General features: G+C 43.7%; 16 protein-coding genes. 5 read left to right on the plus strand and 11 right to left on the minus strand.

All coding sequences use genetic code 11. The features are described 5' to 3' along the window. The first annotated feature begins 7 nt into the window (after positions 1-7). Complete coding sequence (gene pyk, locus AC57BQ_RS24685; protein WP_496408780.1) at positions 8-1444, plus strand: pyruvate kinase; 1437 nt, start codon at positions 8-10, stop codon at positions 1442-1444. A 211-nt stretch (positions 1445-1655) separates the two neighbouring features. Here the strand turns inward: pyk and AC57BQ_RS24690 are convergent, their stop codons facing one another. After that, the gene (locus AC57BQ_RS24690; protein WP_496408781.1) at positions 1656-2150 is read right to left on the minus strand and encodes a thioredoxin family protein; all 495 of its coding nucleotides are present in this window, start codon (positions 2148-2150) and stop codon (positions 1656-1658) included. Positions 2151-2433: 283 nt separating this feature from the next. Between AC57BQ_RS24690 and AC57BQ_RS24695 the strand changes: the two genes are divergently transcribed. From AC57BQ_RS24695 to AC57BQ_RS24705, 3 genes are all read left to right on the plus strand, one after another. Beyond that, positions 2434-5760, plus strand: a complete 3327-nt coding sequence (locus AC57BQ_RS24695; RefSeq protein ID WP_496408782.1) for a vitamin B12-dependent ribonucleotide reductase — start codon at positions 2434-2436, stop codon at positions 5758-5760. Between the two features lie 1570 nt (positions 5761-7330). Next, on the plus strand, positions 7331-8119 hold the full coding sequence (locus AC57BQ_RS24700; RefSeq protein WP_496408783.1) for a DUF1835 domain-containing protein: 789 nt from the start codon (positions 7331-7333) through the stop codon (positions 8117-8119). 2 nt (positions 8120-8121) lie between these two features. Then, complete coding sequence (locus AC57BQ_RS24705; protein WP_496408784.1) at positions 8122-8871, plus strand: SDR family NAD(P)-dependent oxidoreductase; 750 nt, start codon at positions 8122-8124, stop codon at positions 8869-8871. Here AC57BQ_RS24705 and AC57BQ_RS24710 read toward each other — a convergent pair whose 3' ends face one another. Then, complete coding sequence (locus AC57BQ_RS24710) at positions 8872-10434, minus strand: glycoside hydrolase family 10-like protein (protein WP_496408785.1); 1563 nt, start codon at positions 10432-10434, stop codon at positions 8872-8874. A gap of 350 nt (positions 10435-10784) precedes the next feature. On the opposite strand from AC57BQ_RS24710, the gene AC57BQ_RS24715 reads away from it, so the two are divergent. Continuing rightward, entirely contained in the window at positions 10785-11699 is a 915-nt protein-coding gene (locus AC57BQ_RS24715) for a DUF8428 domain-containing protein (protein ID WP_496408786.1), read from the plus strand. Positions 11700-11851: 152 nt separating this feature from the next. On the opposite strand, the gene AC57BQ_RS24720 is transcribed toward AC57BQ_RS24715, so the two are convergent. From AC57BQ_RS24720 to AC57BQ_RS24760, 9 genes are all read right to left on the minus strand, one after another. Further along, entirely contained in the window at positions 11852-12652 is an 801-nt protein-coding gene (locus AC57BQ_RS24720) for a hypothetical protein (protein WP_496408787.1), read from the minus strand. Positions 12653-12673: 21 nt separating this feature from the next. After that, positions 12674-13174, minus strand: coding sequence for a heavy-metal-associated domain-containing protein (locus AC57BQ_RS24725; protein WP_496408788.1), 501 nt, complete (start codon positions 13172-13174; stop codon positions 12674-12676). Positions 13175-13251: 77 nt separating this feature from the next. Beyond that, positions 13252-13641 (minus strand): HYC_CC_PP family protein, encoded by a 390-nt coding sequence (locus tag AC57BQ_RS24730; RefSeq protein ID WP_496408789.1) that lies wholly within the window; start codon positions 13639-13641, stop codon positions 13252-13254. A gap of 148 nt (positions 13642-13789) precedes the next feature. After that, complete coding sequence (locus tag AC57BQ_RS24735; RefSeq protein ID WP_496408790.1) at positions 13790-14470, minus strand: YiaD family glycine zipper/OmpA-like lipoprotein; 681 nt, start codon at positions 14468-14470, stop codon at positions 13790-13792. Between the two features lie 231 nt (positions 14471-14701). Beyond that, positions 14702-16036 carry a sensor histidine kinase gene (locus AC57BQ_RS24740; protein WP_496408791.1) on the minus strand — a complete coding sequence of 445 codons (1335 nt, stop codon included), beginning with the start codon at positions 16034-16036 and terminating at the stop codon, positions 14702-14704. A gap of 3 nt (positions 16037-16039) precedes the next feature. After that, entirely contained in the window at positions 16040-16723 is a 684-nt protein-coding gene (locus AC57BQ_RS24745; RefSeq protein ID WP_496408792.1) for a response regulator transcription factor, read from the minus strand. A gap of 6 nt (positions 16724-16729) precedes the next feature. Next, the gene (locus AC57BQ_RS24750) at positions 16730-17608 is read right to left on the minus strand and encodes a hypothetical protein (protein WP_496408793.1); all 879 of its coding nucleotides are present in this window, start codon (positions 17606-17608) and stop codon (positions 16730-16732) included. A gap of 29 nt (positions 17609-17637) precedes the next feature. Beyond that, positions 17638-17967, minus strand: a complete 330-nt coding sequence (locus AC57BQ_RS24755; protein WP_090472735.1) for a hypothetical protein — start codon at positions 17965-17967, stop codon at positions 17638-17640. 191 nt (positions 17968-18158) lie between these two features. Beyond that, positions 18159-19106, minus strand: a complete 948-nt coding sequence (locus tag AC57BQ_RS24760) for an FAD:protein FMN transferase (protein WP_496408794.1) — start codon at positions 19104-19106, stop codon at positions 18159-18161. Between the last annotated feature and the right edge of the window lie 112 nt (positions 19107-19218).

Below are 19218 nucleotides of genomic sequence, written 5' to 3' on the forward strand. Positions count from 1 at the left end.
GAACAATATGAAACTATACTATAATCGTACTAAAATTGTAGCCACCATGGGCCCGGCGTCAGCTAAAAAAGATGTTTTATTAGCCATGATCAAAGCCGGTGTTAATGTTTGCCGCCTTAATTTTTCGCACGGAAGACCGGAGGATCATAAAGCCGTAATTGACATCATTCGCGAAATTAACGAACAATACAAAACCAACGTAGGTATCCTGGCCGATTTACAGGGCCCTAAAATCCGTATCGGTTTGGTAAAAGATGGTGGCATTCACCTGGTTAACGGAACTCATATTAAAATCACCACTCAGGAATGTATCGGTAATGACGAGCAGATCTACATTACTTATGATACCTTCCCTCAGGATGTACAGGCCAATGAAATTATTTTGCTGGATGACGGTAAACTGCAGTTACGCGTTATTGAAACCAACAAAAAAGACACCGTTATTTGCGAAGTGGTTCACGGCGGTATCTTAACTTCACGTAAAGGGGTTAACCTGCCAAACACCAAAGTATCTATCCCAAGCTTAACCGAAGAAGACTTGATCAACCTGCAATTCGCGTTGAAATATGATGTGGAGTGGATAGGCTTATCATTTGTACGTACCGGTCAGGACATTATTGAACTAAAACATATCATCGCCCAAAGCGGCAAAGCTGCCAAGGTTATCGCTAAAGTTGAAAAACCTGAAGCTATTGATAACATCGACGAAATTATTGCCGCTACCGACGGTGTGATGGTGGCCCGTGGCGACCTTGGGGTAGAAATGCCATTGGAAGAAGTGCCATTGCTGCAAAAAATGATCGCCACCAAATGTCGCGCGGCTTCAAAACCGGTAATTGTAGCTACCCAGATGCTGGAATCTATGATCACCACCCCGCGCCCAACACGTGCTGAGGTGAATGACGTAGCCAACTCTGTACTGGATGGCGCCGATGCGGTGATGCTAAGCGGCGAAACTTCAGTTGGTGAGTTCCCGGTTATTGTTATCGAAACTATGGCTAAAATTGTGCGTAACGTAGAGGAGTTTGGTTACAGCTTCAATACCGCTAAGGTTAATGATACCGACCCGGCATCGCCAGATTATCTGAGCAACGCGGTTTGCGAATCGGCCGTTCACCTGGCACAGCACACCAACGCGGTAGGTATCGTATCCATGACCACATCGGGTTATACCGCCTTCCAGATCTCGAGCCACAGACCGCAGGCAAGTACTTATATATTTACCTCCAACAGACAACTGCTAAATGCTTTAAGTTTGGTTTGGGGTGTACGGGCCTTTTTCTACGATAAACTGGAAAGTACCGATCAAACCATCAGCGATGTAAACGGCATCCTGAAATCAGAAGATCTCATCAAAGCCGGCGACGTAGTGATCAACACTGCCGCTGTGCCTATTATTAAACAAGGTAAAACCAATATGCTTAAAGTAAGCATTGTTGAATAACCTTATTTAAATATACTTTTAATGGAAAAAGGCTCGCCGTAATGGTGAGCCTTTTTTTGTTGATATAATTTTATTCCCGAATGATTGCGGTTATTAAAAAGGATGTCATGCTGAGCTCCGTCGAAGCATGGTGGACAGGCCTCTGCGCTCAACCCTTCGACGGAGCTCAGGGTGACAGCCACTTTTAGGACATTACTACTTTTAGGAGGTGCTACTTCGCCTTTTCGTAACTTTTTGGATCAACCGCGGCTGGCGACCAGTCTTTCAAAAAGCCCATGACTTTTTCTTTACTGTGGCCCTTACCTTCTTCCAGATAGCCCGAATTTTGGGTATGCAGGCGTGCACCCTTATCATCCAGCACCACAAATACCGGGAAACCGAAACGCTGTGGATAACCCAGGTCGGCCAGTACGGCCTTGTTCTCGTTTTCTTTGCTATAATTTATGTGCAAAACCACGTAATTATCATTCAGGTATTTGTTCAGGTCGGCATCTTTGGTCACCAGCTCGTTAAATCGCATACACCAAACGCACCAGTTACCGCCAATTTGTAAAAGCACGTTTTTATGTTGTTGCGCTGCTTGTTTTACCGCGACTTTGATCTCCGCTTTGGCGTCGGCATTTGGGTTGTATACTTTGGGCTGTTCCTGCGCATGGGCGCTCAGTGTAAAAGCAGCGATGAACACTATCAGAATTAATTTTTTCATGTGTAGGGACTGGTAAATTAATTAACAGTTTAATATACGCGTATTGCACCGGATCAATGCACTGTAAGCTACAAAAAATTGCTACAAAAAGATAATTTTTTAATTATTAACACGTGTAATTATTTAATAATCAGATAATTAAAAGTTAATATATGACACAGAGGGCTATTAACTGACATGTGTGGAAAACTCTGAAATAAAAGATAATACCTATACTAATAGCTTTGATTAAAACACCCTTAGTGTTTTTAAAATACCACACTTATCTCCAATCTATTATACTATGGCCAAAAACATTACCTCCAAAATGTCCGCCACCAGCAGCGGGAAAGGGCTTAAAACAACACGCTACTTCACTAAAGAAGGAATTAACGTATTTGATTTGTTTAAATACGATAGACGATCGTCGGTGATCCGTAACCCATCGGGCGATGCTGTGTTTGAAATGAACGATGTAGAAGTGCCCGCGGCATGGAGCCAGGTGGCAACCGATATACTGGCACAGAAATATTTTCGCAAGGCCGGCGTACCGCAAGCCGATGGCAGCACCGGCGCCGAAAAAAGCATTAAGCAGGTGGCGCATCGCATGGCCAATTGCTGGAAAGACTGGGGTGTACGCTACGGCTACTTTGCCAGTCCAAAAGACGCCGATATTTTTTATGACGAAATAGTTTATACCATTGTTGGCCAATTAGCAGCGCCAAATTCGCCGCAATGGTTCAATACCGGGCTGCATAACTCATATGGCATCACCGGTAAGCCGCAGGGGCATTATTTTGTGGATCCGCTTACCGAAGTGCTGAGTAAATCAACTTCGGCTTACGAGCGCCCGCAGCCGCATGCCTGCTTTATACTTTCTGTTGATGACGACCTGGTGAACAAAGGCGGCATCATGGATCTTTGGGTACGCGAGGCCCGCATATTTAAATATGGCTCGGGCGTAGGTACCAACTTTTCCAAAATTCGCGGCGAAACGGAAAAACTGGCCGGTGGTGGTTATTCATCGGGCTTAATGTCCTTCCTGAAAATAGGCGATCGTGCAGCCGGTGCCATCAAATCAGGCGGTACAACCCGCAGGGCAGCCAAAATGGTTTGTCTTGATCTGGATCATCCCGAAATTGAAGGCTTTGTAAACTGGAAGGTAGAAGAAGAAAAGAAAGTGGCCGCGCTGATAGCTGCCGGATATTCATCCGATTACGAAGGCGAAGCTTACCGCACGGTATCTGGCCAAAACTCCAATAATTCGGTGCGTGTACCTAACAGCTTTTTCCATGCCCTCAAAGGCGGTAAACCCTGGGAACTCACTAGTCGTATTACCGGCAAAGTGACCAAAACCGTCGCTTCCCAAAAGCTTTGGGACGATATCGCTTTCGCGGCCTGGGCCTGTGCAGATCCGGGTGTGCAGTTTGATACCACCATTAACGAGTGGCATACCTGTCCCGAAGGTGGCCGGATCAACGCCTCCAATCCCTGCTCCGAATATATGTTCCTGGATAATACGGCCTGTAACCTGGCTTCTATTAACCTGGCGCATTTTTTTGATCCGCAAACACGAATATTTGATGTAAAAGGTTTTGAGCATGCCTGCCGCATGTGGACTATCGTGCTCGAGATCTCGGTACTGATGGCGCAATTTCCATCCAAAGAAGTAGCGCAGCTATCCTACGATTACCGTACCCTTGGCCTTGGCTACGCTAACCTGGGTTCGGCTTTAATGGTGAACGGTATACCTTATGACAGCGACAAGGCCCGTGCTATTGGCGGAGCCATCACCGCTATCATGACGGGTACAGCATACGCTACTTCCGCCGAAATGGCCCGCGAGCTGGGGCCCTTCCGCAAATACAACGATAACAAACAGCACATGCTGCGGGTGATGCGCAATCATCGCTATGCGGCCTATAATTCTACCGAAAATTACGAGAATTTAGAGATCGCCCCTCCGGGTATCGATCCAAAATATTGTCCCGATTACCTGTTATCAGCAGCCTGCAATGCCTGGGATAAGGCTGTTGAAATGGGCGAAAAGCATGGTTACCGCAATGCCCAAACCACCGTTATTGCCCCAACCGGCACCATTGGTTTGGTGATGGATTGCGATACTACAGGCATCGAACCTGATTTTGCGCTGGTAAAATTCAAAAAGCTATCGGGCGGTGGTTATTTCAAGATCATTAACCAGGCCGTGCCTGAAGCCCTGCGCAACCTGGGCTACCGCGAGCACGAGGTTACCGCCATTGTAAACTACGCGAAAGGCTCGGCCAGTTTAAAAGGCGCGCCGCACGTTAATACCGACAGCTTAAAAGCCAAAGGTTTTACAGATGATGAACTGGAAAAGCTCGACAAAGGACTGGTATCGGCCTTTGAGATCAGCTTCGCGTTCAATATCTGGTCGCTGGGCGAGGAATGCCTGAAACGCCTGGGCATCACTGCCGATCAATACAATGCACCCGACTTTAATGTACTGCGCGCGCTGGGTTTCAGCAAAAAACAAATAGCCGAAGCCAATGAATACATCTGCGGCACCATGACCATTGAAGGCGCTCCTTATTTAAAAGAAGCTCATTACCCCATATTTGATTGCGCCAATAAATGCGGCGCCAAAGGCGAGCGTTATATCCATGCGCATGGCCATATTAAAATGATGGCCGCCGCGCAGCCTTTCTTATCTGGCGCTATATCAAAAACCATTAACCTGCCTAATGAGGCCAAAGTTGATGAGATCAAGGATTGTTACCAACTGTCATGGGAACTGGGCCTGAAAGCCAATGCACTTTACCGCGATGGTTGTAAGCTGAGTCAGCCGCTATCCACCAAATCCGACGCTAAAGAAGAGGCCGACGACAAACTGGAAACCGTGGAAGAGGTACTGGGTGAAGCCGCCAACGTAAAACTAAGCGACCTTACCCCGGAGCAGGTGATTGAAGCAGCCATGGCTATCATGGAAAGATCGAAGGATACCAATTTTATGCGGCAGTTATCGCGTGTGGTAGAGAAAAAGAACCTGCCCTTTAAACGCGGTGGATTCACCCAGAAAGCCATTATCGACGGACAAACCGTGTTTGTGCGCACCGGTGAATATGAGGACGGCACCCTGGGCGAAATATTTGTGGATATGCACAAGGAAGGTGCTACCTTTCGCTCGCTCATGAACTGTTTTGCCATCGCTGTGTCGGTTGGATTACAGTATGGTGTACCGCTGGAAGAGTATGTAGAGAAATTCACTTTCACCCGCTTTGAACCTGCCGGTATGGTGGTAGGTCATGCCAATATCAAAAGTGCCACCAGTATTATCGACTATATTTTCCGGATGCTGGGTTACGAATACCAGAACCGGACCGATCTGGTTCATATCATTACTGATAAAAATGGCATTCTCGGCAACCCGCAAATGGGCGACGAGGATTTTAATAGCGACGAAAGCAATGTGTATGTACCGGTTAATAATCCAGCTGGATTTAACAATGCTAAAAAACAAGGCCTTTCTGTCGACCTGAGCATGGGCGTACAAAGCGATGCCCCCAGCTGCAACGTATGCGGGCACACCACCCTGCGTTCGGGTACCTGTTACAAATGCCTTAACTGCGGCAACTCGATGGGGTGTTCTTAAAATGAAGTTTTTTGTTCAGTTATAAATAGTTAAATGTGCGAACCCTGCCGGAAGGCAGGGTTTTTTGTTTAGGAGAACCCAACAACTCACGTCATTGCGAGGTACGAAGCAATCTATAAGCTGTACAGAGCTGCTCTTTGCAAGGCGTATACCCGCTCTTGGCCGCGGGAGGGCCAGTCACTTTTGTCGCCACAAAAGTAACCAAAAAGGCTGTCACCAGAAATGCTTCTTTGCCGCACATAGCCTTTACCCTGCAAATCAGGCAGAACCACGGGCTGCTAAACCTCACCTCCACTTCGTTCGCTCATTCCCTGCGCTTCGGCAAGGTTCGCTAATGCCTCACCAACCGCACAGGCCGCCATTGTTCTGCCCGCTTTCGCCCGAAGCTGTTCTGCTGACGGGGAAGGAGAAATCTTTTACGAGGGATAAGTTCTCTATGACAAGGGTTGCAATAGCGTGGGAGAAAATGATGATAAATAAGCACCGTCATCCTGAACTTGTTTCAGGATCCCACAGGACAAGCTAACCGCCTTATTGTACACCCTGCTTATGGGATGCCGAAATAAATTCGACATGACTTCAGGTTCTCTTTGTCATCCTGAGTGTAGCGAAGGATCTATTATTGAATGTGTTGGGTCTTCGGGCAGTGATGATTACATGCACCCGATTTTACCGTTTTCGCATGTATGCTACCAGTGCAAATAGTAGAATGGTGCGCGCTTTTTTTGTTCAGGATGGGCGGTGGCGGTGCCAATATCACAGGTACAGTCGCCATTAGGAACACGATTGCGATATAGATACTTTTCATGGCTTTGGTTTTTGATGGTAGTTAAATATCGGAATTTTTAGCCAGCAATCATCAATATTTCAATCAATTACCCTATATTTTAAACGAATAGGGTGTTTGGTACTATTAAATAAGCAGGGTCATCCTGAACTTGTTTCAGGATCTCTCATGACAGGTTAATCACCATATTGTATATCCTGTTTATGAGATGCCGAAACAAGTTCGGCATGACTTCCGGCTTTCTTTGTCATCCTGAGCGTAGCGAAGGATCTATTGTGGAATATGCAGACCACACGCCAGGCATCTTCAACCTACCATCCACCTTCCCAACATTTGATAATACCCTTAAATTTTCGTATATTTATATCAATAGCAGCCCGGTCCTCTGAAAAAGAGAGAACCGGGCTGTTTAGTTAAAGACAAAACAAGGCCAAAAATCAACCATTTGGTATGTAGTTATTTGATAATCAGTATATTAATACTTTTTAAACCTTTCAAAACCCACCAAAAATTTGTTAAAAAGTGTTAAAATGGTGTTAAAACGTTATTAAAACGAATATTATCGGGTCGTTTTACGCTGTTTTCGACCGAAAAAGTGTTAAAATTTAAGGTTTAAAAAGTTTTCCGCTTCTGGAAAGTAAGAAAAAGTAGCCAACGTCATTTCATCTTCAGAATTTCCTGTAAATTTTTGATAGGGTATAATTGCTGCATTTTTAAATTTATTTTTACCATCAGGATGCTTCGGCAATTACGGCCGTCGCTTCACTACTAATTCTAAAACTAATGAGTAATATATTGCATATTTTAAATGGTGATGCCGCCCTGTCGGGATTTAACGAAACCGGATTGGATGGTGATGTGCTGGTATGGCGCGAAGTGCTTTCTGAGGGCCCATTGCAGGAAAATATCCTGTCGGGCAGTTTCTGGAGCGCGCGTGCCAAATGGGTCAGCCAAACGTTCAAAGAGGACCTGGATGCCTACCAGAACAAGGTAATTGACGAACTGGGTAAGCTCAACAGCGACTATACCGAAATTAACCTGTGGTTTGAGTTCGACCTGCATTGCCAGGTGAACTTACTGGGTGTTTTACAAATGCTTAGCCGCAAAACGGATATGTCGGCACCGGCTATTTATTTGATTTGCCTGGCCGATTGCGTACAATTTAATTTTGCCAAAGGCCTGGGCGAGCTCAACGGGGAGCAGTTTGAAGAACTATACGATGGCCGCGAACGCCTGAACGAATGGGAGTTTGAACTGGCCACCGAAGCATGGCAACTATATGTACAAGGCGATGCCGCCGAACTGGAAAAATGGCTGGGCGAAAATAGCTTTTGGGGTGGTGTGCCTTTGTTGAAACCCGCTTTACAGGCCCATTTGAAGCGTTTACAGGTAAATGAAACCGGCCTGGGTTATATTGAACAGCGACTATTGGACATTTATAATAGCGGTGCTAAAACACGTTCATCCATATACGCCACCTTTTGGAACGAGGATAAAATATTCGGTATGGGCGACAGCGAGATAGATATTTACCTAGACCGTCTGCAACAAAAGCAACTCATCAACCTATAAATATGACCAACACCTATATCATTAGCGGTGCCGGGAGCGGCATCGGGCAGGCTATCGCGCAAAAGCTGGCGCAGGATGGCAATACCTGTATTTTGCTGGGTCGCGATGAACAAAAATTAAAACAAACGCTGCAAAGCCTGCCCGCAGGCAATCATAGCCTGTTGATAGCGGATATCCGTGATCAAAAAAGTCTTGCCCGTGCCTTTGGGCAACTGGGCAATACGGCGGTTAACGGATTGGTAGCCAACTCAGGTATCGGCGGCGAAAATTACTGGGGCGATGATGACCGTTGGGCAGATATTATCAATACTAACCTTACCGGTACTTATAATTTTGTGAATACATTTTTACCAGCATTGCGGAATGCAGTGGGGGAGAAACATATCCTGATCACTTCGTCTGTACTGGCACGGTTGGGCGTGGCCAATTATTCGGCTTATTGCGCTTCTAAAGCGGGTTTACTGGGGCTGATGCGTTCATGGGCGGTGCAGTTTGCTCCCGAAAATATATTGGTGAACGCCATTTGCCCGGGTTGGGTAGATACCGAAATGTCGCAGGACGGTTTACAGGGCATTGCCGATGGTATAGGCATCAGCAAACAGGAATTTTATGAAATAGCTATGCAAAGCGTACCACTTCGGCGTATGAGTCAGCCAGATGAAATAGCCGGCTTGGTAGCCTATCTGTTAAGTCAGCGGTCTATAACCGGGCAAACTATGGATATCAATTGTGGCTCGGTGATGAACAGCTGATCAGCGAACCGTTACGGCGATAGTAGGCGAGCGGTCGCTCTCGTTCTTTAGCCTGTCGAGCGCGGTGATCACATACATATAGGTTTTTCCCTTTAGTACAGTGGTATCTTCAAAGCCTAAACCGTTGTTGTATTGAATATGCAGTATGCTTTTAGGATCGTCTATGTTGATCTTTTCGCCATCGGTAAACCGGTAGATCACGTAGCCATAAACGGGTTGCTCGTCGCGGGCCAGGGTAGGTGCCATCCATCTTAATTGTACATGACCCTGTAAAGCTTTCGCGGTGAACTCCCGGGGAACATTCGGAGCAATAGAGTCGCGCCAAAGCATCACCGGCGGTAAGGCAGGGTATTTATAATAATTTTCACGAAGCGAGTCGGTAAAACCCAAGGGATTACTGGTCAGCGAATTGGAGCTGAAGTAAACACTGCCCTGTACGCGGGGATTAGCGCGCATCATATTGATCTGGTCGGGTAGCTGTTTGGGGTTTTTAAAGGCCACTGTTTTACGCTCATTGATACGATAGGCCGCCTGCCCAATATACAGGTGCCTGCCATAGGTATTGTCACTCCACCAGTCCAGCAGTTTTTCAAAATCTGCCGAGCGGTTGCCAATGGGCCAGTAAAGCTGCGGATTGATGTAGTCAACCCAGCCTTGTTTTATCCATTCGCGCGAGTCGGCATAGTTTTCGTAAAAGGAGGAGCCTCCACTGGTTTCAGAACCTTCGTCGTTCTGCGCCTTATTGGCCCATATACCAAAGGGACTAATCCCAAATTTGATATCCGGGTTGTGCGCGTGTACACTATCGCCTATCATTTTTATCAGCAGATCCACATTATGGCGGCGCCAATCCTTAATATTGTCAAAACCTTGTCCGTATTTTTTAAAGGTGTCATCGTCATTGATCTTCTGGCCGGCAATAGGGTATGGATAAAAATAATCATCCATGTGCACGCCATCAATATCATAGTTGTCAACCACATCCAATATCACCTGTACAATATACTCGCGCACTTCGGGCAAACCTGGATTAAAAGTTTTGATACCGCCATAGGTAAAAAACCAATCGGGCTTTACTTTGGTGATGTGCTGCGGACTCAGAGCACCAAAATTACCGTCAAAAGTAGCCCGGTAGGGGTTAAACCAGGCATGCAGTTCCATACCGCGTTTGTGGGCCTCGGTTATGGCAAACTCCAAGGGGTCATAAGCAGGGGTGGGGCCCTGACCTTGTTTGCCGGTTAAATATTTCGACCAGGGTTCGCGGCTTTTGGCATAAAAAGCATCAGCGGCAGGCCTTACCTGTAGCATTACCGCGTTGATACCTGTTTCCTGATGCGAATTGAGTATATCTATCAGTTCCTGTTTTTGTTTATCGCTTGTAAACTTAGTACTTGTGGGCCAATCGATATTTACCACGGTTGCTATCCACACTCCCCTGAATTCCCGTTTGGGTTCGGTTTTAACTATTGGTTCATCAGACGAGGGTTCGGCAGGCTGCGCATAAACAGTTGCGATGGTAAGCAGGGATATGGTTAGTAGTATAAAGTGGCGAAATATATGCATCAAAAGGGATTAAAGTAAAAGCTGCAAAGATATAAAACTCATAACGTTGCACTTTTATTATGAAGTATAAAATTTGCAGGTTTATTGTGATTTTAGCATATTGTATTTATTTTTAACCGTTGCCTAACATAATTGTTTACCTGTAATTCTTTTAAATATCATATTTTTAGTGTTTCAACGTTTAAATATCGTTGAGCATAAAAGTGCTGAAAAAGTAAAAATACAGGTAAAGCGGGCAATATCTATCAGTTTAGATTTGCTTGTAAATTAATCACGATAGTTAAATTGCTGCATTTTTTTAAAACAGCTTTGCTTTTTAACTGTATTAAAACATTAAACATTTAATTGCTATGGAAAATCAATCCGGTCAACCATCTAAGAAAAACTCCAACGTCATTTATTTCCTCATCGTGGTGGTATTGGCTCTATTGGGTACAGATGTATATCTGTATTTGCAAAAAAACAAGTCAGATACTAAAATCGTGTACCAGCATGATGAGCAAACCCGCCTGCAAACAGAATTGGACAGTCTTGAGTCGCAAATTGAGCAGGTAAACACCGGCAAAGCCAAACTGTCGGCAGCATTGCAGGCCAAAAATGATTCGTTGCAGGCCAAAATCCATGTGTTAAGAACACAATTGGCCAAAGGTAAATTAACCAAGGCCGAACTGGCCAAAGCCCAGGAAGATGTAAAACAATTAAGGTATTTTGTAACTAAATACACTGCAGACATCGACGAATTGAAGAAACAAAATCAATCCTTAACAACAGAGAGGGATACGCTAAAAACCAATCTGGCTACGGTAGCTAAAAAGGCCGATACACTCACCAAGCAAAACCAGGATCTGGACGCGAAGGTGAAGGTGGCGCAGGCGCTCAAGCTGGCCACATCAAATGTGGTAGCCTATAAGGTTAAAAGCAGCGGTAAAGAGGTTGATGTTACCCGTGCCAGCCCGGCTAAAAAAATCAAGATCAATTTTACAGTGGCCAGCAATAGCATCGCTATAAAAAGTATGCACGATATTTATGTGCGTATTATTGACCCAACCGGCAACCTGATAACTCCTGCCGATGGCGGAACTTTCAGCGCTGATAACCAGGATCTGCAATACACCTATAAAACATCAATTGATTTTAAGGACGACGGCAGCCAGTACACTATTGATTGGGTAAATCCTAACCTGCCATTCCAGAAAGGTACTTACACTGTATTGCTTTATGCCGATGGTGGTACCATGGGTAAAACAGGCTTTACACTTAAATAAGCTTATTTAACAGATTATATAAAGCCCCGTTCCGGTATTCGGAACGGGGCTTTATTGTTTTTGTCATCCTGAGTGATAGCGAAGGATCTGTTTAGTAATATGCATGGTCGCGAATAGATCCTTCGTCCCTCAGGATGACAATATTAATGGAGCTACAGATTAAAAAAGTTATATTCTAACCGTACCAGGTACATGTTCTTGCTGTTGCGGAGCATGTCATTATAGATCGGTGTACGGTACGACAGGTCCAGGCGGCAAACACTGTTAAAAATAAACTGTACCGCGGGCGCCACATCCAGGTAGCTTTGCCCATGGCCCGGATTGGTTTTACCCAGCAGTTCGGCATACAGGTTAACATTGGTTTGCTGATAGTCCTTATAATTTTTAGGGAATAACAGATACCCGGCTGATAGCGTATAGGCTACCGCGTTGCGGGCCTGTGAAGGTGAAAGATCATAGCCGCCACGGTTATCAAAAGCACGCAGATAACTTGCCGATCCGGACAATGCCAGCTTATGCAAAAGCTGGGTGAATACTACACCGCTTTGCAGGCCGGAGTTATCACCTTCCAGTGTTATTTCCTGGTTAACGATAGGGTTATTGATGCTGGATGCCTTCGCGAAAAAAGCTCCGCGAAAATGCTTCTGTACGGTATCTATAGATAAAAACCGGTATTTAGCATATACACTGCCACCCTCAAAGTGCTGATTGTTGTGGTAATAATCGGATGCATACAGTGATCCGTGTACCATTAAATGCCTGCTCACACCATACATGGCCTCAAAACTTGTACGGTTTTTATAGTCGGGTTTAAAAAATCCCTGGTTCTCTAAACGTAAGCCGAGGGAACCAGTGGCCATGTTGCTGGCCGGTTCGGTATTTACATATAGCTCCTGCGAAAATGCAGAACATGCCAGAGCCATAAGGCCGATAGCCAATATCAATTTCTTCATGATCGTTTTACTTAATGAAGATTATATAGCTAAATGATAAATGCGGCCGCTTGCAGGAGCAGTATCAGTAACCTGGCTCAAATACTTTTTAGATACTGATTTGGGAGCGAAGCCATTATCAACAACAGTGAGGTTTACATTGCCATTGATAGCTTTATCCGTTGGATTCAACAACCTGTAGGTATCACCGCCATAGCTGAAAAGATTATTAGCAATCTTGGTATTGTCAAAATTAAAAGTGGCTTTTAGGCTGTTTACCGAGAATCCTGAGCCTTGAACCTTTTTGCTGATCTGCTCAAAATTTACCGGCACATCACTTTTAAAGGTAATAAGATATAAATTGTGCATCAGGTCGGTCTTGATCTCGCTTACAAAAGGAAGAGTGCGCAATGCTTTTTCGGTGGATTTAGCGCATAACGCGCAGGTGAGGCCGCTAACCTGCAGCTCGGCTTTAGTGAACTGGGCTTTTGCAGCCGTAACACTAAATACAAAAAGTACGATGAATATTTTTAGAGTTTTCATTTTGATCTTTTAATTAATTGTTGGAAAAATAAACTACCGGTAGTTTTACCGGGTATGCTGTAGACAATTAATGCTGATCAAATACGGAAAATGCAGTTTTTAATAAATGTGGCTATGTTTTGCCAGGGCATGCCAGGCGGCCCGCGCTCCAAAGACGGGCTGGCAAATGATTGCCTGGAAGGTGTAAATAGTCCGTTGAAAGATAAACGGGGCACATCAAACCCAAAAAGTTTGGAGAGGATAGAAACCGGTTCAATCTGATGCGCATCCTTTACTTTGATCTGTAGTTGCTTATCCTTGCAGCATTTCATTTTGCCACAAGTCTGCGCCATTTTACAACTAACGGCGGGTGAATCAATTTTAACAGAAGCTATCTGCGTACCACAATAATGCAGATTAAGAGCAAAGCCCAGCACTGTAACGGTGTACAGCAAGGTCAATAATAAAGCTCCTGATCTTTTTATCATAAAACAAAAATAACGGATTAACTCGTTGATTACAAATTGTTTTTATGTATTACCAAAATATGACCAAACCGCATATAAGCACAAAGCACCGGACCCTCGCGGCCCGGTGCTCTGAAATTAACTTGATCTTATTATGTGGATATGGTTATTATTGGGCAGCTTGTTTAGCCTGCTGTTTCATTTGATCATTTGCCACAATTACTATTTCAACCCTGCGGTTTTGGGCACGACCCTCAACTGTGGTATTATCAGCAATTGGTTCGCTTTCGCCTTTACCGGAAGTGGTTAGGCGTGATGGGCTCACATTATTGCCTGCAATGTATGATTTTACAGATTCGGCTCTTCTTACAGAAAGATCCATATTATGTGAATCTGAACCGGTGTTGTCTGTATGACCAACTATTAAAATGTTAGTGTTTTGATTGTTTTGTAATGAAGTAGCCAGTTTTTGCAGGTTACTTTGTGCCGCAGGCTTAAGATCAGATTTGTCGGTATCAAATAATATGCCCGAATCAAACTTAACCAAAATACCCTCACCTTCGCGTGTAACAGTAGCTCCCGGAACAGTTTGTTTTATCTCAGCAGCCTGTCTGTCCATGTTACGACCAATAAATGCACCGGCTGTACCACCTACGGCACCACCAATAATGGCTCCCAAGGCGGTGTTACCTGCTGCTTTACCAATAAAAGCACCTATTGTACCACCTGCACCCGCACCAATTGCCGCGCCTTTTTGTGTTTTGGTTAATGAATCGCAACCTGAGCCTAAAATACCTACAGTGGCTAAAGCCAAACTCAGGGTGGCTATCTTAATTCGAAGAGTTTTCATATATAATTATGATATGTTTTATGTATCATTTGCAAAGCCAATGCCAAAAACAGCAAAAAATGGTGATTGTTTTCTAAAGCTCGAAAAAGCTTACTGTAGCTATATTTTTTTAATGTTTAGGAAAGTAATTTTCGGTCCGGAAAAAGACTTTTTGTCGAAACCTTTAAAAATGGCTTATTTTTAGTACAAGTAATGTAAAATTGTCGATACAAATAATTGCCGCAGATGCGCTTAATGAACCACAATGAGCGTAGCCGGAAATATGAGTTTAAAGGTGCTGCCGATGTCTTTAACGGAAATTACTTCCATGTCGATATCATGGAAAGTAGCTATTGATTTAACAATGGGCAAACCCAAACCAAAGCTATCCTGTTGAAGTGATTGTCTGAACTTTTTAAAACGGTTAAATATAAAAGGTATGGCTTCAGCGTCGATGCCAATACCGTTATCGGCTATGCTGATGATAAAGTTATTGTGCCCGGCTGTTCCGGTTATTTTGATATAACCACCCTCGTTATTGTATTTGATAGCGTTGTTGATGAGGTTGAAAAACAAATTGAACAGCAGGAATTTGTTAACATTCACCAAATTCCAATTTTCAGGAACGTCGATGCTGTAACCGATGTTTTTATCTTGCAGGCGTATGGAAATTTCGTCATACACATCCTGGAGTAATTCAGCTGCCGGAACCTTATCTTCTTTTAAAAATTGTTCGTTTTCAATTTGCGATATCAGTAACAACGTTTTGGTGATGCTTTTTAAACGGTTGAGTATTTTTTGCATTTCGATCAAACGCACCTTCAGGTCATCGCTGATATCCTCCTCCTCAAACATGTTTTCGATCTTGGATTGCAGGATGGATATGGGAGTCATCAACTCATGCGAGGCATTGGAAATAAATTCACGTTCTTTCTGGAACTTATCAGCAATGGTTTCCATCATTTTATGGATACTGATATCCAGGTATTCAAAGTCGGAAGTAGTGGTGCGTACCTTACGGTAAGAGTTAAAATTGGGAAACTTTTGACCAACAAGCTTGGTTTTAATAATGAGCCGCAGAGGTTTGAGCACATAGTTGGAGTAAAACTGATCGGCCAGAATGGTGAGTAATATCATGCCCAGCAATACCTGGAAGGCGATATTTTGCAGCGGGATACTGGTTTCGTCAAGTGTATCAACACTCTTGCCTATTTCCAGCAGGTAATTTTTGTTCTTAACTGTAAATGTGTGGCTTAATATCCGGTACTCCAGTGTATCACCCTCGCTAAACAAGCGTTTTCCCAGCTTAATGGTATCTAAAAAGTAATGGGGATCCACCTCATCCAAACTAATGAATTCCTCCTTAAGGGGCAGATAACTACCGTAAGGTTCGCCATTTTCGATATAGGTTTCAATACCATGGCTTTTTACTATCTGCAGCAGTTTGTTTTTTTGTTTGATGAGTTTGCTGTCGACATAATTACTGCTTATATTTTTGATCAATACGGGTACCAGTAATACAAACAGTACTACGATCACCAGTTTTGAGATGGCGTTAAAAAGTGTAAGTTTTGTTCTGAGTCTCAATGCTTAAGCGTTGATCTTTATTTTATAACCCAGGCCCCGCACTGTTTCCAGCCAATCGGGTGAGGCGAAGGCGTTTAACTTTTTCCGTATATTTTTAATGTGGGCGTCTATATAGTTGGAGTCGTAATCATTATTTACAACGCTGCCCCAGATATGTTCGCTTAACTGCATACGGGTTAAGGTCCTGTTTTTGTGTAAAATTAAATAGGCTATCAGGTCAAATTCCTTTTTGGTAATTGTATTTACAACGCTGCTACCATGCGATATAGTACGATTGGTCAGATCGATCAGGAACTCTCCCAATTCAATCGTGTTATTTTTTACCCCAAATTTGCGGCGTATAATAGCCTGCATACGGCTTTGAAGTTCCAGCAACGAAAATGGTTTAGGCAAATAATCATCGGCTCCCAGATCAAGCCCTTTGATGCGATCATTAATTTCGGCACGGGCGGTAAGTATGATGCAGGCGGCTTCAGAATCTACCCTTTTGGCCTCTTTTAACAGATCCAGACCATCATAATCTGGCAGACCAAGATCTATCAGGATAAAATCATACAGGTTAACGGCGATTTTTTCGGAAGCCGATGTGCCGTCAAAACACACATCGCAGATGTAGTTATAATTGGTCAAAAATATTTCCAGTTCCTGTGCAAGCGCGCGTTCATCCTCAATGATCAATACATTCATACGCCGTTAATAAAAAAGGTAGTAAAATGTAAAGTTAAAAAATGATTCCCGACGGTTTTCAAGAGTTCCCTCCACATTAACAGGCATCGAATAGCGCCAGGACGCTTCCAGCGTATAATGCGGCCGGTTATAGGCAACAGGCACTTTAAAGCTATAATTAAGCATATTGAAGATCCTGTTGCGGCGGGCAGCACTGAGGTTGAGGTGTTCCAATACATCCGGTGGTAATACGTGCTGATAGTTATGATCAACTTCGTAACGCTGCACAAAGTTCTGTGTACCCAGGATCATGTTGAATGACGGGTTGAAGGACAGATAATCTTTATCGTCAAAAATGCTCCAGCTGCTTTCAAAATATTTTGAATTGCTGATGGTGGTAAAAAAGTCATTCGATTTTCCGAAAAGATAATCCAGAACAACGGTTGTTTTTAGAATATGCCAGTCGTAAGCGTTTTTGATGTTGATATCATTGGATGATGCCGACTTGATCACATTGGCATTTTTGTTAAATATGAACCGGGTATAGCTGGCTGCGCCCGAAAACGATTTTGAAAGTTTGTAAAAATAGCCGCCACCTACATCAACCTCATCAACGGGTGCATAACCCAATACTTTGAGTACCGAACCGTATACAAATATGCCCGATTTACTGTTATATATAGCATCGCCGGTAACAAAGGGATATTTGATGGGGCCGGTACGACCGAAAAATAAAGCATCACTGCCATAACTTACACCTACAGAAACCGATCTTTTTCTGACAATAGTATCAGTATCGGCAGTAAGCCGATAACTGTGACCTGTAGTCAGAAAGCTCCGATCAATACCTGCAGCGTATAAGGCATTGCTGCCGGCAATAAAAAAAAGTAAGCAAAAGTACTTCATCAATAATTGGTAAATTTTTTATTAACCTGTTAATTGCCATTTCTTCGGGGTATCTCCGGCGGGCGTTCCATGCCCTCGGGCCGGCGTTGTCTTTTGGGTTTGGGTTTAGAGGTCACGGGTTCCCCTGAATCATCAACCTTTGTGGGCTTAGCCTGCTTTTTTGGTTTTGCTACCTCTTTAATTTTATTTTTTTCATCCTTCGCATTTTTTGCCAATATCGTATCCGCCAGAATTTTATTGTGCTGAATGGTTACGATTTTGCTATAAACGGGGTCTGACAGACTGTTTTTAGCGCCGGCAAACAATAAACATGGTGCAAATATCAATACCAGGACAATATACGCAAACCACTTTATCATTGAGGGGAAGAAAAACTTAAAATTATTTTCAAATATCGGTCAATTTAAACAGTTAAATCCAAGGGGAGGGATACTGTTAATAAAAATACCATCTGCTCCGGTATTCTGTATACAAAATGCCCAGGTAGATGAGTAACGAAGCTGCAGGTTTGCCAGAATAATTATGATATGTTTATATATAAATGCTTGTATCAGATACTAACATCCTTTGACGTATAAATACGGTTTTGGTCGTCAATAATAATACAGGCAATTTGGTTTAGTTGGTTGATCAGGTATAAGCCTGCGTTAACACCAATGTTGATCAATGGCGAAGCCATGGCATCCGATAGTTCGGCTGTTGGGCTAATGATGCTTACACTGGTGATCTCGCTTACCGGGAACCCCTTTTTTGCAGCCATCACACTTACAAATTTTTTGTTGCTGATGCTAGCATATTTTTCGGCATTAACCGATGTGGCAAAAGCCATATTGCTGATATCCAGATGAGCAAATGGTTGTTTTCTTTGTTCAGGATCGGCAGCAGCAACTGTCCACGGTTTTTGATTGGGTTGTGTACCCCAGGTCAGCAGATCGCCGCCTGCATTGATAACACCACTGCTTACGCCATTCATTTGCAAAATGTATTTGGCGCGGTCGGCCGCATAACCTTTACTGTTGGCGCCAAAACCAATGCGCATGCCTTTTTCCTTTAAAAAAACGGTTTGTTTAGTGGCATCAACCACTACGTTCTTATAATTGGTCAGCATCACTGGTGAAGGTGCTATTTTAACATCAGCATTTTCGGCAAGCGCGGCATCGTCACCGGTATAACCGGTGCCGGTAAAGTAAGTAATATCAAAGGCTCCGTGTGTAAGCTCAGATATCTGAAGCGCCCTGTCAATCAGTCTGAAAATTTCAGCATTCGCTTTCACAGGTTCGATACCCGCATTGCGGTTGATCTGGTTAATATTACTGTCTTCGCTAAAGGCCGACAGTAATTTTTCAACGCGGTTAATTTCGTTGATGGCAATATCAATTTGTTCATCGGCCAGTAGAGGATCGTTCCCAACTACACTAATTTCAAATTTATCACCCATTAAGCGTGCACTACGCCTGTAAGTGGTTAAATTATTGGTTAAAGTTTTTACTGCCAGCATAAATAAAATTTAGTTATTGTCAAAAAAATAAACAGTGTTATGAAGTGCTAAAAGCAATACGCATGTGTTGTCAAAAGCGCTACATTATCGCTGTACAAAAACTAAAGTAGCC

This window comes from Mucilaginibacter sp. BGA-UO-ETr-C110 (assembly GCF_059567985.1).